Raw genomic sequence first — 16,037 nt, 5'->3', positions numbered from 1 at the left:
TGTTCCGGAAGCGGTCACCCCCATGGGCGCGACCTGTTACCGACCGCTACGCTCCCGCCCATGGACGTACTCATCAACCTCTTCGTCGCCTCGCACATCATCGGTGTCGCCTCGCTGCTGGGCGGCTGGCTCACCCAGTTGAAGTCGTTGAAGACGGGCGACGTGCGCATCGTGCCCGCCATGGTGCACGGCGCGCTGGTCATGCTGGTGACCGGGCTCATCCTCGTCGGCCTCAACCAGGCCGACGACGTGGAGGTGAACCACACGAAGATCGGCGTCAAGGGCGTGATCCTGATAGCGATCCTCGTCATGGTCTACATCAAGCGGGCGGAAGAGCGCATCCCGAAGGGCTACTTCCTCGCGATCGGACTGCTGACCATGACCAACGTCGTCATCGCCACCACCTGGACCTGAGGCGGAGCGGCCCCCGGGCCCCCGGTGCGCCCCGCCGTCAGGCCGGGCGCACGCCGCTGTGGAACGGCATGTAGTCGATCGACTCGTACTTCACGTCGTCGCCCGGCTTGGACGCGTGGATCATCTGCCCGTTGCCCACGTAGATCCCGACGTGGCTGACGTCGTCGTAGAAGAAGACCAGGTCGCCGGGCTGCAGATCCGCCTTGGCCACCTGGGTGCCCGCGTTGACCTGGTCGTAGGTCGTACGCGGCAGGGAGATACCGGCCTCGCGCCAGGCGGCCTGGGTCAGGCCGGAGCAGTCGTACGAGTCCGGGCCCGTGGCCCCCCACACGTACGGCTTGCCCAACTGGGCCTCGGCGAACGCCAGCACCTTCTCCGACGCCGAGGCGCCCGGATCCGCGGGCGGCGGCTCCTCCTGCTCTTCCTTCTCCTGCTGCTCCTGCTCGCGGCGTTCCTGCTCCGCCTGCCGCTGCCGCTCCTGCTCCGCCTTGCGCGCGGCCTCCTCGGCCTTGCGCCGGGCCTCCTCCTCGCGCTTGCGCTCCAGCTCGGCGAGGCGCTTCTTCTCCGCCTCGGTGAGCCGGTCCAGCACCTTGCGCGCGTCGGACAGCTTGCTCTGGACCTCCTTCTTGGAGTCCCGGAGCTGCTCCTGCGACTCGGTGAGGTTGCCCAGGCTCTCCTGCGCCTCCGCGCGCTTCTTGTTGGCCTTGGCCTGGCGCACCTGGAACTGCTCGACCGCGGCCTGCTCCCGGTTCGTCAGCCGCTCCATGAGGTGCGCCTGGTCGAAGTAGGTCTGCGGGTCGGGCGCGAGCATGAACGTCGCGGTGGGCGTGATGCCGCCGGTGCGGTACTGGGCGGCGGCGAGCCGGCCCAGCTCGCGCCGCGACTCGTTGAGCCGCGCGGTCTCCTTGGCCACCTCGTCGAGCTTCTGCTCGACACGCGTGCGCTGCTGCGCGGTGCGCTCCTTGGCACCGTTGTAGCGCTCGGTGGCCCGCTCCGCCTCGTGGTACAGGTGGTCGACCTGCTTCTGCACTTCCTCGATCGACCGCTCGGCCGGGGCCGCGCCGGCTTCCTGGGTGAGAAGCGTCGCTGAGGCCAGCGCCGCGGAGCCGACGCCGACGGCGGTACGGCGGCCCGCCGGCGACTCGAGGATCCGGGTCCGCGGCTTTCGGTGGGAAGCCAAGGCAGGCCACTCCTTCCGTCCGGGCAGTGCCGAGCACGGTAGCCACTCGGTGGGACCCCTGTGAAGTCTGATGTTCGATTTGCCCGAAACCATTTCGTGATCCGAGCCGTCGCAGCCGCCAATCCGGACATCCCGCGTGGGTTGTCGGTGGGGCGCCCTAGACTCTGTGGACGATGAGCAGCCTCTTCGACGACAGCCAGCTCGCCTTCGCCGCGAGCACCCCCCAGCCGTACTACCGCGACGGCGCACCCCGCCCCGTCACGGACCCGGAAGCGCTGCTCACCGGGTTGAACGAGCAGCAGCGGGCCGCCGTGGAGCACGCCGGCTCGCCCCTGCTGATCGTCGCCGGCGCCGGCTCCGGCAAGACCCGCGTGCTCACCCACCGCATCGCCTACCTGCTCGCCGCCCGGCACGCCCACCCCGGCCAGATCCTCGCCATCACGTTCACGAACAAGGCCGCGGGCGAGATGAAGGAGCGCGTCGAGGAGCTGGTCGGCGCGCGTGCGAACGCGATGTGGGTCTCCACGTTCCACAGCGCCTGCGTGCGCATCCTGCGCCGCGAGTCGAAGAAGCTGGGCTTCACCTCCTCGTTCTCGATCTACGACGCCGCCGACTCGCGCCGCCTGATGGGCCTGGTCTGCCGGGATCTGGACCTCGACCCGAAGCGCTATCCGCCGAAGGCCCTCAGCGCCAAGGTCTCCAGCCTGAAGAACGAGCTGATCGACGAGGAGAGCTGGGCGGCCCAGGCCGCCGACGGCTACGAGAAGACGCTCGCCGAGGCGTACCGGCTGTACCAGGCGCGGCTGCGCGAGGCCAACGCGCTGGACTTCGACGATCTGATCATGACGACGGTGAACCTGCTCCAGGCGTTCCCCGACGTCGCCGAGCACTACCGGCGCCGGTTCCGGCACGTGCTGGTCGACGAGTACCAGGACACGAACCGCGCGCAGTACATGCTGGTGCGCGAGCTGGTCGGTACGTCCGCCGAGTCCGCCGCGGCCGGCTCCGGAGAGGCGGAGGGCGAGGGCGCGGAGGACGGCGGCGCGGCGCGTACGGCGGGCCCGGAAGGCCCCGCGGAGCTGTGCGTCGTCGGCGACGCCGACCAGTCGATCTACGCCTTCCGCGGCGCCACCATCCGTAACATCCTGCAGTTCGAGGAGGACTACCCCGAGGCGCGCACGATCCTGCTGGAGCAGAACTACCGCTCCACGCAGACGATTCTGAACGCCGCCAACGCGGTCATCGAGCGCAACGCCTCCCGCCGCCCCAAGAACCTGTGGACCGAGGCCGGGGCCGGTGCCCGCATCGTCGGCTACGTCGCCGACACCGAGCACGACGAGGCGCAGTTCGTCGCCGACGAGATCGACCGGCTCTCGGACGCCGGCGACGCCCGCGCCGGCGACGTCGCCGTCTTCTACCGGACGAACGCCCAGTCCCGTGTCTTCGAGGAGGTCTTCATCCGCGTCGGCCTGCCGTACAAGGTCGTCGGCGGCGTCCGCTTCTACGAGCGCCGGGAGGTCCGCGACGTCCTCGCGTACCTGCGGGTGCTCGCCAACCCCGAGGACTCCGTACCGCTGCGCCGCATCCTGAACGTGCCCAAGCGCGGCATCGGCGACCGCGCCGAGGCGATGATCGAGGCGCTGTCGCAGCGCGAGCGGATCTCCTTCCCGCAGGCGCTGGTGCGCGTGGACGAGGCGTACGGGATGGCGTCCCGCTCGCTCAACGCGGTCAAGCGCTTCAACACGCTGATGGAGGAGCTGCGCACGGTCGTGGAGTCCGGCGCGGGACCGGCCACGGTGCTGGAGGCGGTGCTGGAGCGGACCGGCTATCTCGCCGAGTTGCAGGCGTCGACCGACCCGCAGGACGAGACCCGCATCGAGAACCTGCAGGAGCTGGCCGCCGTGGCCCTGGAGTTCGAGCAGGAGCGCGGCGAGGAGGGTCCGGGGACGCTGGCCGACTTCCTGGAGCGCGTCGCGCTGGTCGCCGACAGCGACGAGATCCCGGAGGAGGAGACGGACGGCTCCGGCGTCATCACGCTGATGACCCTGCACACCGCCAAGGGACTGGAGTTCCCGGTGGTATTCCTCACCGGCATGGAGGACGGCGTCTTCCCGCACATGCGTGCCCTCGGCGACGTCAAGGAGCTGGAGGAGGAGCGCCGGCTGGCGTACGTGGGCATCACGCGCGCGCAGGAGCGGCTCTATCTGACGCGCTCGGTGATGCGCAGTTCGTGGGGCCAGCCGTCGTACAACCCGCCGTCGCGCTTCCTGGACGAGATCCCGCCGGCGTATCTGGAGTGGCGGCGCACGGGCGCCTCGGCCACCCGGGGCGGCGGGGGGCGGTCGCCGATGGAGTCCGCGGCGGCGGGTCTGGCGTCGTCGTCCTCGGCCCGTACGCGACAGGGCCCTTCGGGGTTCGCCACGGGACGGGCGACGGAGCGGCCGGTGATCGCGCTGTCGGTGGGGGACCGGGTGACGCACGACCAGTTCGGGATGGGGACGGTGGTGGAGGTCTCCGGGTCGGGGGCGAACGCGCAGGCGACGATCGACTTCGGCGACGGTGGCCGGGCGAAGAAGCTGCTGCTGCGGTACGCGCCGGTGGAGAAGCTGTAGGGCGGGCCGGTACGGGGCGGGCGGCGGCGCCCGCCGCGGCCACGGGGGCCGGGCGACCGGAGGGCTGAGCAGACCGCGGGCCTGGGCCGGCCCGCGTGCACCGCGCGTCCTACTGCGGGTCCAGGCCCTTCTCCTGGAGCCACGCGAGCGGGTCGACGGCGTCGCCCCCGTAGGGGTGCACCTCGAAGTGCAGGTGAGGGCCGGTGGAGTTGCCGGAGTTGCCCGAGTAGGCGACGACGTCCCCGGCCTGCACCGGGCCGGTGGTGATGGCGTAGCTGTCGAGGTGGGCGTACCACGTCTCGGTGCCGTCCGGGGCGGTGAGGATGAGCATGTTGCCGTACGAGTAGTCGTAGCGGGTGGTGACCGTGCCGTCGGTGGCGGCCTTGACCTCGCTGCCGTACGAGACCGGGAAGTCGATGCCGGTGTGCACGGACATCCAGTTGACGCCGGCCTGGCCGTAGTACGCGCTGAGACCCGGGTTGTCGACCGGGACCGCGAACTTCGGGCGCAGCGCCTCCTTCCGCGCGGCCTCCTCCGCCTCCCGCTTCCGCTCGGCCTCCTGTTTCTCCTTGAGGTCGATGCGCTCCTGGGTGCGGCTGGCGCGGTTGGCGAAGTCGTCGGCGTCCTCGGTGACGCCGCGAAGCTGCGTGTCGAGCGCGGCGTTGGCCTTCGAGGCCGTGGCGGAGCCCGTGTCCGGGGCCGCCTGCGTCGTCTTGCCGTCGTCCTCGCCGGAGGCGCCCGTGACGCTCGCGGCGGCGACCCCGGCCACGCCGACGACGGCGATGGACGGCACGGCCACGGTGAGGAGCGCGGAGCGCTTGGGACAGCGGCGGCGGTTGGCCCGTACGGCACGCCCGACGGGGACGCCGGCCGGCCTGCGCGCCGCTCCGGGGGCGGCCTCGGCGCCGAGCGCCGCGGGACTCCCGGGGGTGTCGGGCTTGTCGGCGTGCCCGGCTCCGTCCGGGCCGCCGGGTTCGTCGATTCCCGCGTGCTCGGCGGGGGCGGCGAAGTCCCAGGCGGCGGTCGCCTCGGGGTCGCCGTGCCCGGGGTTCGCGGTGGCGGCGGGGTAGGCGGCGTGCTCGTCGTACGAGGAGGTGAAGGCGGCGGCGTCGGTGAACGACTCGTCGTGCGCGGCGACTTCGGCGTAGGCCGTGGCGTCCGGGTATCCGGTGGCGTCGGTGGCCGCCTCGGCGTACGCCGCGGGGTCGTAGTGGCCGGTGTCCCAGCCGGTGGCCGAGTCGTACTGCACTCCGGCGTGCTGCGGGACCTCGTGCTGCACGGCCTCGTAGTGCTGCGTGCCGTCGTACTGCACTGCCTCGTGCTGCACTGCCTCAGGCCGCGCGTTGTCCCAGTCGGACCACTCGCCGGTGGTGTTCCACTGCGCGCCCGGAGGGTTCGCCGACGGGTAGCCGTAGTCGTAGTCGTCGGCCGGGCCCGCCTGCCGCGGGATGCCGCCGGCCGGGGTGTCCGCGGCGCCTTCGGACCAGAGCGCCGAGACGTCGTACCCGCCGGAGGCGTGCGCGTCGGCGGCGTGGGCGTCGGCCGTGCCGTACAGGTCGTTGGCGCTGTACGTGCCGAAGTCGGCGGACTGCGTGCCCGCGTCCCAGGAGGGGGCGAGGTCGGGAGTCAGGTAGCCGCCGGCTTCGTAGCCGGTCGTGGCGTACGCGCCCGTGGGGCTTGCCTCGTATGCGTCGTAGCCCTGCTCGTAGCTCTGATAGCCGTGATGGAGAGGCTCTTCACCGGAACCGCCGCCGTGGCCGGAGGTGTCGTAGCCGTACCCGTAGCCGTCGAGGCTTCCGAAGGCGGAGGCGTCGTCAGCGGGAGGAGCCGGGGTGGGGAAGTCCGGCGGGGGACGGTCGTTCACCACTTCTCTTTCGCCTCGGGAGCAGGAGACTGCCGCGACTGTACCGGGCGTCCCACGCCTCGACAATCTTTCCTTGGTTTCGCCGGGGCGCGTTCGGGGCACTTGCCCGATTTTTCGAGTACCCGAGGGTAAGACCGGGGCCACGGCTGTCCGAATTGCCGGTAGCCGACCGTGTGATTTCCCCCTCGCCGGATGTTGCGGTCGGCCGGGGTGCGCGATGCTGGGGATAACGTTCGTTCACACCCTCGAAGGACTCACGGACGCGCGACACGGCGCGATGGAGGCAGCGATGAATGGCACCGGTCCGATCCGCGTGGTGGTGGCCAAGCCGGGACTCGACGGCCACGACCGCGGGGCCAAGGTCATCGCGCGGGCGCTGCGCGACGCCGGCATGGAGGTCATCTACACCGGCCTGCACCAGACACCGGAGCAGATCGTCGACACCGCGATCCAGGAGGACGCCGAGGCGATCGGCCTCTCCATCCTCTCCGGCGCGCACATGACGCTCTTCGGGAAGGTCGTGGAGCTCCTGCGGGAGCGGGACGCGCTGGACATCAAGCTGTTCGGCGGCGGCATCATCCCGGAGGACGACATCCCGCAGTTGAAGGAACAGGGCGTCGCGGAGATCTTCACACCGGGCGCGACGACGACCGAGGTGGTGGAGTGGGTGCGGACGAACGTCCGCGAACCGGCGGGCGCGTGAGGCCGTACGCCTGAGGGCGGGCGCCCGGTGGCGCGTGACGCCACCGGGAACGGCGCACGACCTCCTCGTGCGCCCGCCTCCCTCAGGGCCGCAGGGCGGCGGGCGTGGTCAGCTCGTCGCGCATCGCGGCGCGTATCCGCAAGGTGGCCACCAGCCGCTGGAACGCCTCCGACCAGTACCCGGCGGCGCCCGGCGAACTCTCCTCCGCCTCCTCGTGCATCGCGGCGAGCGGTTCGAGGCGGGCGGCGTACGAGGGGTCGAGGCAGCGCTCCGCAAGGCCCATCACCCCGCTGAAGCTCCACGGGTAACTGCCGCCGTCGCGCGCGATCTCCAGCGCGTCGACCACGGCCCGGCCCAGCTCTTCCGGCCACGGCACGGCACAGGCGCCCAGGAGGCGGAACGCCTCCGACAGGCCGTGCGCGGAGATGAACTCCGCCACCCACGCGGCCCGTTCCGCCTCGGGAAGCGCGGTGAGCAGCCGCGCGGGATCGCGCCCCGGCACGTGCTCCCCGCCGCCTGTCGTGCCGCCGGCGGCGGGCACCGGAGCGGGTCCCGGCGGGCCGGCGGTGAAGGCGGGCGGTTCGTTCGGGGGAGAGGTCGGGGCGGTGCCGAGGAGGGCGCGGGCCCAGGCCGCGTCGTGCTGCCGGGCGGCGGCGCGGCTCCAGGCGGCGAGCAGGTCGGGCCGCCAGCCGTCGGCGACGGGCAGCGCGAGGACCTCCTCCGGCGTACGGCCGTCGAAGACCTCCTGCCACACCGCCAGCGGTGCGGCGGCGACCACCTGCCCGAGCCACCAGGACCGTTCGCCCATGCCCGCGGGCGGCGTGGCCACCACCCCGTCCCGCTCCATGGCGGCATCGCACTCGTACGGCGCCTCCACCGCGACGACCGGCGGCTCCTCGCTGCGGTCGAGCACCACCAGCGACCGCACCCGCGCGGCCATCCGCCCGGCCAGCGCGGAACCGGGGAGCCCGGCGAGGAGTTCGGCCGCCGCGGCCCGTACGCCGCGGCTGCGATCGGTCAAAGCGTTCTCCAGGAACGGCTCGTCGGCGAGGGACAGCGCCGTGCGCAGCAGCTCCACGAACGCGAGCCGGTCCTCGGCCTTCTCGGCGGACCACGTCGAGGCCAGCAGCTCGACGGCGCCCGCCGGGTCGGCCCGGCGCACCTCGGCGAAGAGCGCGCCGCGCACCTGGCTGCTCCCGGGCCCGCCGGTCCGCGGGCCCTCCTGCCACAGGGCCCGGACGGCGTCCGCGTCGCGCGGGTCGGGCAGGGCGGGCCCGGCCGCGCCGTCGCGGAGCAGCGGCGCCCACTGCGGCGCACGTTCGGCCAGCCACAGCCCGCGCGGCCCGGCGAGGGCCAGCGCGTGGGGCCGCAGGTCGATACGGGCCCGGGCGGCGTCGAGCAGCGCGGGCAGCAACTCGGGCGGCGACTGGTAGCCGCACGCGGCGGCGAGCCGGAGCCATTCCGGTATCAGCTCGGCGAGGTCGGGGGTCGGCCCGCGGCGGCTGCCGCCGGTGCCGGAGCGGTCCGCGAGCAGCGCGGCGAGCCGCCGCCGCGCGGCTGCGGGCAGCCGGGGCCGGGGATCGTGCGCGGCGGGCTCGGGCAGCCGCCGCGCCGGGCCGGGCACGGCCCCGGCACGCCGCCGCACGGTAGCCGCGGCGGCGGCATCGAGCAGCGCCCCCTCGTCGATGCCGCGCCGCCCGGCCCCGACGACGGCCGCCGCGACCAACTCCCCCCAGCCCGCGGAAGGGTTCTCCACGTGGTCCTGCACCCCGGCGGTCATGCCGCCCCCTCCCCACTCGTCGTCAGCGCCATGCGCCCCCTCCCTTCGCCGCCGCTATCGGCGCCGCCGCTCCCGCCGTCACCGCCGCGGCACCCGTCAGCGGGACCGCCGTGCCCGCGGACCACGTGGTCAGCGGGCGGAAGCCCTGGTGGCCGAGTTCACCGAAGACCGTCACCGGGCCGCCCCCCGACACCGCGAGAAGCTGCCACACGCGCGGACCGCGGCCCGCGGCCGGGTGGAACGGCAGCGCGCGGTCGCCCGCGCGCTCTGCCAACTGCCAGCCCTCGTCGCCCTCTTCGGGCACCGGGACCACGTCCGTGAGGATCACCGGTATGCCCTCCAGCCACGGGTCGGCCGCCAGCGCCGCCCCGTACGCCGCGACCGCCTCCGCAATCCCGGCCCCCGGCGGCATGGACCGCCCCCGGCCACCGCCCCCCTCGGGGGCCCGCGGGCCCGCGTGGACCGTGCCCAGCGCCGCGCGGAGCGGATACGCCCCCGGGTAGTACGCCAGCTCCGCGTCCAGCACCAGCCCCGTCGGCAGCGACTGCTCCGGCGCCCGGCCCGCGGCCCCGAACGCCAGCAGCAGCGCCATCCGCTCCGTGCCCGCGCCGTGGAGCCAGATGCGGCGCGTGACCAGCTTGCCGTCGTCGGCGTCCTCCTGGGCCAGCACCAGCCAGTCGTCCCGCAGCGTGCCGCCGCGCAGCAGCCCCGCCGCGTCGACCGTGAGGCCCACCCGCGCGCGAACCGTCGCGGCCAGCGGCCCGGGCAGCTCGTCCAGCCGCAGAAAACCCTGGTCCAGCAGGTGTATCAGGCTGCACTCGGCGAGCAGCCGCGCCGGCCACCCCGGCCCCGAGGCCGGCAGCGCCCCCAGCTCGCGCACCCGCGCCGCCAGGCCAGGCGCCTGCGCGTCGACCATGCGCGCCGCCGTCTCCTCCCACACCGCACCCCGCGGCGCGGACGCCAGCCCGTCGCGCAGCAGGTCCGTCAGCCGCTGCTCCAACTCCACGGCCCCCGCCGCGATCCGCTGCCGCCGCTGCTCCGCGCGCCGGCTCGCCTCGCCCGCGGCGGCCGGATCCGGGACCCGCTCCGCCGCGGGCCCGGCGGCGGCCTTCCGCTCCGCCTTCTCGCGGCGGCTCGTCAGCCACTCGGCCGCCCACTGCGGAACCGGGGTGTCCGCCGGGGACTCGGCCACCTCGCCCTGCGCCCAGCGCAGCAGCAGCCCCAGCGCATGCTTGCAGGGGAACTTCCGGCTCGGGCAACTGCACCTGTACGCCGGACCCTGCAGATCCACCACCGTCTGATACGGCCTGCTCCCGCTCCCGCGGCACAGCCCCCACACCGCCGCGCCCGCGGCCCCGGACTCCGCCCACGGCCCGGCCGCGGCGAGCTTGCTCCCCGCCGTCCGTGACGAGGCGTCAGGCGCCAGCCCCCACACCTGATCGACGCTCCACCGTTCGCTCAGCCCCTCCATGCCCACGACGCTACGACCCCCCACTGACAACGGCCCTGACCTGCGATATCCACAGGCGCGGGAGCGGTGTCAGTGCCGTGCGGCAAGGTGGTTTCCGCAGGCGCTGCGGCGGTAGCGGGCGGCGGCTGCGACCGAGTCGGCGAGGAGGGGACGATGACGACCACGACAGGGGCAGGCGCGGCCATCGGGGGAACCGCGGAGGCGGGCCGGCCCGCGGAGTCCGCGGGCGCCGGGGGGCCCGGGGCCGCGGACGCCGCGCTCCGGCCGCACGCCGAGGACGCCTTCGCGTATGAGCTGGCGGCCCTCGCCGCCGCGGACGACCGGCCCCGGCCGCCGCGCTGGCGGCTGTCGCCGTGGGCGGTGGCCACGTATCTGCTGGGGGGCACGCTCCCCGACGGCACGGCCGTCACGCCCAAGTACGTCGGCCCGCGCCGGATCGTGGAGGTGGCGGTCGCCACGCTGGCGACGGACCGGGCGCTGCTGCTCCTCGGCGTGCCCGGCACGGCGAAGACCTGGGTCTCGGAGCATCTGGCCGCCGCTGTCAGCGGCGATTCCACGCTGCTGGTGCAGGGGACGGCGGGCACGCCGGAGGAGGCCATCCGCTACGGGTGGAACTACGCCCAGTTGCTCGCGGCGGGTCCCAGCCGGGAGGCGCTGGTGCCCAGCCCCGTGATGCGGGCGATGGCGGAGGGCATGACGGCGCGGGTCGAGGAGCTGACCCGTATCCCGGCCGACGTGCAGGACTCGCTCATCACGATCCTGTCGGAGAAGACCCTGCCGATCGCGGAGCTGGGTGAGGAGGTCCAGGCGGTCCGGGGGTTCAACGTCATCGCGACGGCCAACGACCGCGACCGGGGGGTCAACGAACTGTCGAGCGCGCTGCGCCGCCGCTTCAACGCGGTGGTGCTCCCGCTGCCGGCGTCCCCCGAGGACGAGGTCGGCATCGTCACCCGGCGCGTCGAGCAGATCGGCGCCTCCCTCCAGCTCCCGCCCGTCCCGGAGGCGGTCGACGAGATCCGCCGGGTCGTCACGGTCTTCCGCGAACTGCGCGACGGTCAGACGGCCGACGGCCGGATGAAGGTGAAGTCCCCGTCCGGCACGCTCTCGACGGCCGAGGCGATATCCGTGGTCACCGGCGGCCTCGCACTGGCGGCCCACTTCGGCGACGGGGTGCTGCGCGCGAGCGATGTGGCGGCGGGCGTGCAGAGCGCGGTGGTCCGCGATCCGGCGGCCGACGGCGTGGTGTGGCGGGAGTATCTGGAAACGGTCGTGCGCGAGCGCGAGGGCTGGAAGGACTTCTACCGCGCATGCCGCGACATCACGGCGTGACGGCACCGGGCGCCCGCCGCGGGCGCAGGGCCGGTGGCGGCCCGGAAGAAAGAGGAGAGGGAGAAGGAGCGGGGGTGAGGGAAGCGGCGTACGCGGGCGAGGAGTTCGCCGGTGCGGAGCAGAAGGCCACGAGGCGCGCGGCCGGGGGAGCCGCGCAGGGCGTGGCCGGGAGGGGAGCGGAACGCGTGGGCGGGAGAGCCGGGATCGTGGAGGGGGAGCGGGTGGCGGCCGGTGCGAAGGAGGGGCGTCCGGCGAACGGGGCGGGGGCGGCGGCCGTGGAGCCGTTGCTGCTCGGCGTACGGCACCACGGCCCCGGATCCGCGCGCCAAGTGGCGGCTGCGCTGGATGCGTACCGGCCGCGGGCCGTGCTGATCGAGGGTCCGCCGGAGGCGGACGCCATCGTCGGGCTGGCCGGCGACGAGGACATGCGACCGCCCGTCGCGCTGCTGGCCCACGCCGTGGACGAGCCGGCGCGGGCGGGCTTCTGGCCGCTGGCGCACTTCTCGCCCGAGTGGGTCGCGATCCGCTGGGCACTGCGCCACGGTGTCCCGGTCCGCTTCATCGACCTGCCCGCCACCCACACCCTCGCGACGGCCGGTGCCGGCCGGCCGGCACCGGGCGGTCCGGGAGCGGAAGGGGCACCGGAGGAGGGCCGGCCGGCACCGGAAGAGCAGGAAGCGGGGCCGGCCGGCGGCGGGGACGGCGAGGCGGGCGGGGGAGAGGAGCCGGCGGCGCTCGACCCCGAGGCGCTGCGCATCGATCCGCTCGCGGTCCTCGCGGACGCCGCCGGTTACGACGACCCGGAGCGGTGGTGGGAGGACGCGGTGGAGCACCGCGTGCCGCGGCACGTCGAGCCCTCCGCGGGACCGGCGACCGCAGCGGAGGACTCGGCGGCGCCGGCCGCCCCCGGCGCCCCGAACCGGTCCCGGGGCGCGGACGGCGCCGCCCCGTCCGGCTCCACCGGTTCCCCGGCCTCGCCCGGCCAGGCGGCCGACGCCCACGCCCGCGCCGGCGGCGGTGACGTGGCCGCGACGTTCGCCGCGCTGGGCGAGGCGATGGGTGCGCTGCGGGAGCGGTATGGCGACGGCGGCCACGACAGGGACCTGGTGCGCGAAGCGCACATGCGCCTGCGGCTGCGGGAGGCGCGGCGCGAGTTCGGCGGACAGGTCGCCGTCGTCTGCGGTGCCTGGCACGTGCCCGCGCTGCGGGCCCGTACCACCGTCACGGCCGACCGCCGCCTGCTCAAGGGCCTGCCGAAGGTCAAGACCGAGGTGGCCTGGGTGCCGTGGACGCACCGGCGGCTGGCGCGGCAGAGCGGCTACGGGGCGGGTATCGACTCCCCGGGCTGGTACGCGCATCTCTTCGAGGTGCCCGACCGTCCCATCGAGCGCTGGTTCGTCAAGGTCGCCGACCTGCTGCGCGCCGAGGGCCGCACGATCTCGTCGGCGCACGTCATCGAGGCCGTGCGGCTCGCCACCGCGCTGGCCACGATGCGGGGCCGCCCGCTCGCCGGCCTCGCCGAGACGCTGGACGCCGTACGGGCCGTGATGTGCGACGGCTCGGACGTGCCGCTGGCGCTCGTCGCCGACCGGCTCGTCGTGGGCGACGCGCTCGGCGAGGTGCCGGAGACGGCTCCCGCCGTGCCGCTGCAGCGGGATCTGGCCCGTACACAGCGGGCGTTGCGGCTCAAACCGGCCGCCGGGGAGCGCGAGCTGCAGCTCGACCTGCGCAAGGAGACCGACGCGGGGCGCAGCCGCCTGCTGCACCGGCTGCGGCTGCTCGGCATCGACTGGGGCGTGCCGTCGGCTTCCCGGCCGAGCACCGGCACGTTCCGGGAGACGTGGAGCCTGCGGTGGGAGCCGGACCTGTCCGTCCGGGTCGTGGAGGCGGCGCTCTGGGGCACGACGGTGCTCGCGGCGGCGACCGCCAAGGCCGAGTACGAGGCCGCGCAGGCCGGTTCGCTGGCGGAGGTGACGGCGCTGGCCGAGCAGTGCCTGCTCGCCGAACTGACCGACGCCCTGCCGGTCGTCATGCAGGCGCTCGCCGACCGCGCCGCGCTCGACACGGACGTCGGCCACCTGGCCCAGGCACTCCCGGCGCTGGCCCGCGCGGTCCGCTACGGCGACGTGCGCGGCACGCGGACCGCGGCGCTCGCCGAGGTCGCCACGGGCCTGGCCGACCGCATCTGCGTCGGCCTCCCGGCCGCCTGCGCGGGGCTCGACCTGGACGGTGCACAGGAGATGCGCACGCACGTCGACGCGGTACACGCCGCGGTGGCGCTGCTGGACCCGGGGCCGGCGGCTGGTGGGTACGGAGAAGCGGGGAAGGAAGGGGAGACAGCCGAAGAGACGGAGGCCGCGGGCGACGGCGGAAGCGGCCGTGCGCCGGGCGCGTCCGCTGCGGAGTGGGATCCGGGCGCTGCCCGGGCGCGGCCCGGACGGGCCGCCGTGGTGCCGGTGGCGGCCGGTGCCGAGGCGAGTGCGCTGCGCGGGCGGTGGGCCGCTGCGCTGCGGGTGCTGGGGAGCCGTGACGCGGTGCCCGGGCTCATCCGCGGCCGGGCCGTGCGGCTGCTCCTCGACGGGGGCCGGATGTCCGCCGGAGGAGCGGAACGGGCCATGAGTCTCGCCCTGTCGCACGCCGTGCCGCCCGCGGACGCCGCCGCGTGGGTCGAGGGCTTCCTCGGCGGCGACGGCGGCATGCTTCTCGTCCATGACGAGCGGCTCCTCGGGCTCGTCGACGGCTGGCTGACCGGGCTGTCCGGCGACGCCTTCAGGGACGTGCTGCCGCTGCTGCGGCGGACGTTCGCCGAGTACGAGCCGGGCGCCCGGCGTGCCATCGGCGAACTGGTGCGCCGCGGCGCCTCCGCCGCGGGCCCGGCCGAACCGGACGGCCTGCCCGGCTTCGCCGAGGAGATCGACGCCGCCCGCGCCGCCGCCGTCCTGCCCACGCTCCGCGCGCTCCTCGGTACGGAGGAGGGGCCGTGACCGGGCACCCCGCCCCCGGCGACGTCAACGAGCCAAAGCCCGCGGCCAGTCCACTGCCATACCTTTACACGCCAGACGAGGAGACCCCGATGCCCGAAGCCGGTACGGCGACCGGGACGGTCCCGGACCCGCAGGCCCCCGCGGCGGCTGTCCCGCGTCACCCGGCCCCCGCACCCCCGGTCGACGCCCCGCACCCCGGCGCGCCCGCATGGCCCGCCGCCACCCCGGCTCCCGCCTCCGGCTTCCGGGACCCCGCCGGCGCCGTCGGTGCCGGCGCCGCCACTCCCGCCGGCCGGGCGGTCTCGTCCTCCTCCACCGGCTCCACCGCCGACCCGTCCACCGGCAACCGCACCCCGGCTCCGCCCGCCGGAGCCGGCGACGCCGGGCCCCCCTCCCCCGGAGGGGAGCGGCTCCGGCGGTGGCGGCTCGTGCTCGGGGGCGAAGGCGGCGGAGACGGGACCGGGCAGCCGCTCGGCGGGGACGACGCCGGGATGGACCGGGCGCTCGCCGCGCTCTACGGGAAGTCCGAGGAGCCCGGGCGCGGCTCCCGGCGGAAGGCCGGGCTCGGCGGGTCCGCGCCGCAGGTGGCCCGGTGGCTCGGCGACGTGCGCACGTACTTCCCCACGCCCGTCGTGCAGGTCATGCAGCGCGACGCCATCGACCGCCTCGGCATCGCCTCCCTCCTTCTGGAGCCCGAGATGCTCGCCGCCGTCGAGCCCGACGTGCACCTGGTCGGCACGCTGCTCTCCCTCGCCAAGGCCATGCCCGACGAGGCCCGCGAGACCGCCCGCACCGTCGTCCGCCAGGTCACCGACGATCTGGAGCGCAAGCTCGCCGCCCGCACCCGCGCCACCCTCACCGGCGCCCTCGACCGGGCGGCCCGTGTGCAGCGGCCACGGCACCGCGACATCGACTGGGACCGTACGATCCGTGCCAATCTCAAGCACTACGTGCCCGAGCACCGCACCGTCGTTCCCGAACGGCTCGTGGGTTACGCGCGCGCCGGGCGTTCCGTCCGCAAGGAAGTCGTCCTCGCCCTCGACCAGTCCGGTTCCATGGCCGCCTCCGTCGTCTACGCCTCCGTCTTCGGCGCGGTCCTGGCCTCCATGCGTTCCCTCGCCACCCGCCTCGTCGCCTTCGACACCGCCGTCGTCGACCTCACCGACCAGCTCAGCGACCCCGTGGACGTGCTCTTCGGCACCCAGCTCGGCGGCGGTACGGACATCAACAGGGCGCTCGCGTACTGCCAGCAGCGCCTCACCCGCCCCGCGGACACCGTGGTCGTGCTCATCAGCGATCTGTACGAGGGCGGCATACGCCAGGAGATGCTGAAGCGGGTCGCCGCGATGAAGGCGTCCGGCGTGCAGTTCGTGGCGCTGCTGGCGCTCTCCGACGAGGGGGCGCCGGCGTACGACCGCGATCACGCCGCCGCGCTCGCCGCCCTCGGGGCCCCCGCGTTCGCCTGCACGCCGGAGCTGTTCCCGGAGGTGATGGCGGCGGCGCTGGAAGGCCGCCCGCTGCCCGTTCCGGCGGCGCCGTGAGGCGGCAGGAGCGCGACGTGAGAGCGGTCCCCCCGTGCCCCATCCGTACCCGCGGACGCGGGACATCCACCTGTGACCGTTCTCACCGCGCCGGTGTGACCCCGGATTTAGGACGTGCTGTCAGGCAGGGCTAACCTGCAAGACGACCCTGCCATTACA

The 16,037-nt window shown here is 74.7% G+C and carries 10 protein-coding genes; 6 read left to right on the top strand and 4 right to left on the bottom strand.

Translation table 11 applies throughout. From position 1 onward, the window contains the following. Positions 1–60: 60 nt before the first annotated feature. Positions 61–414, top strand: a complete 354-nt coding sequence (locus I003_RS0114300; protein WP_027772154.1) for a hypothetical protein — start codon at positions 61–63, stop codon at positions 412–414. Positions 415–451: 37 nt separating this feature from the next. On the opposite strand, the gene I003_RS0114295 is transcribed toward I003_RS0114300, so the two are convergent. Beyond that, complete coding sequence (locus I003_RS0114295; RefSeq protein ID WP_027772153.1) at positions 452–1,594, bottom strand: NlpC/P60 family protein; 1,143 nt, start codon at positions 1,592–1,594, stop codon at positions 452–454. Between the two features lie 173 nt (positions 1,595–1,767). On the opposite strand from I003_RS0114295, the gene pcrA reads away from it, so the two are divergent. Continuing rightward, positions 1,768–4,206: a DNA helicase PcrA gene (gene pcrA / locus I003_RS0114290; protein WP_027772152.1), complete on the top strand. Its 2,439-nt coding sequence runs from the start codon at positions 1,768–1,770 to the stop codon at positions 4,204–4,206. A 109-nt stretch (positions 4,207–4,315) separates the two neighbouring features. On the opposite strand, the gene I003_RS0114285 is transcribed toward pcrA, so the two are convergent. Beyond that, a complete protein-coding gene (locus I003_RS0114285; RefSeq protein ID WP_027772151.1) occupies positions 4,316–6,070 on the bottom strand; it encodes a M23 family metallopeptidase in 1,755 nt (584 codons plus the stop codon). 289 nt (positions 6,071–6,359) lie between these two features. Between I003_RS0114285 and icmB the strand changes: the two genes are divergently transcribed. Then, the gene (gene icmB / locus I003_RS0114280) at positions 6,360–6,773 is read left to right on the top strand and encodes a coenzyme B12-dependent isobutyryl CoA mutase small subunit (RefSeq protein ID WP_027772150.1); all 414 of its coding nucleotides are present in this window, start codon (positions 6,360–6,362) and stop codon (positions 6,771–6,773) included. Positions 6,774–6,855: 82 nt separating this feature from the next. Here the strand turns inward: icmB and I003_RS0114275 are convergent, their stop codons facing one another. Both I003_RS0114275 and I003_RS0114270 read right to left on the bottom strand, forming a co-directional pair. Then, the gene (locus tag I003_RS0114275) at positions 6,856–8,553 is read right to left on the bottom strand and encodes a DUF5691 domain-containing protein (RefSeq protein WP_051368249.1); all 1,698 of its coding nucleotides are present in this window, start codon (positions 8,551–8,553) and stop codon (positions 6,856–6,858) included. 22 nt (positions 8,554–8,575) lie between these two features. Next, a complete protein-coding gene (locus tag I003_RS0114270; protein WP_027772148.1) occupies positions 8,576–10,030 on the bottom strand; it encodes an SWIM zinc finger family protein in 1,455 nt (484 codons plus the stop codon). Positions 10,031–10,177: 147 nt separating this feature from the next. Between I003_RS0114270 and I003_RS0114265 the strand changes: the two genes are divergently transcribed. The 3 genes from I003_RS0114265 to I003_RS32240 all read left to right on the top strand — a co-directional run bounded on the left by I003_RS0114265 (position 10,178) and on the right by I003_RS32240 (position 15,878). After that, the gene (locus tag I003_RS0114265) at positions 10,178–11,353 is read left to right on the top strand and encodes an ATP-binding protein (protein WP_027772147.1); all 1,176 of its coding nucleotides are present in this window, start codon (positions 10,178–10,180) and stop codon (positions 11,351–11,353) included. A 74-nt stretch (positions 11,354–11,427) separates the two neighbouring features. Continuing rightward, positions 11,428–14,337 carry a DUF5682 family protein gene (locus tag I003_RS0114260; RefSeq protein ID WP_106966293.1) on the top strand — a complete coding sequence of 970 codons (2,910 nt, stop codon included), beginning with the start codon at positions 11,428–11,430 and terminating at the stop codon, positions 14,335–14,337. Positions 14,338–14,426: 89 nt separating this feature from the next. Beyond that, complete coding sequence (locus I003_RS32240) at positions 14,427–15,878, top strand: VWA domain-containing protein (protein ID WP_027772145.1); 1,452 nt, start codon at positions 14,427–14,429, stop codon at positions 15,876–15,878. Positions 15,879–16,037 lie beyond the last annotated feature (159 nt).

This window comes from Streptomyces sp. CNQ329 (assembly GCF_000482585.1).
The sequence above is the reverse complement of the archived record's forward strand: the minus strand, read 5'-3'. Positions and strand labels throughout refer to the sequence as shown.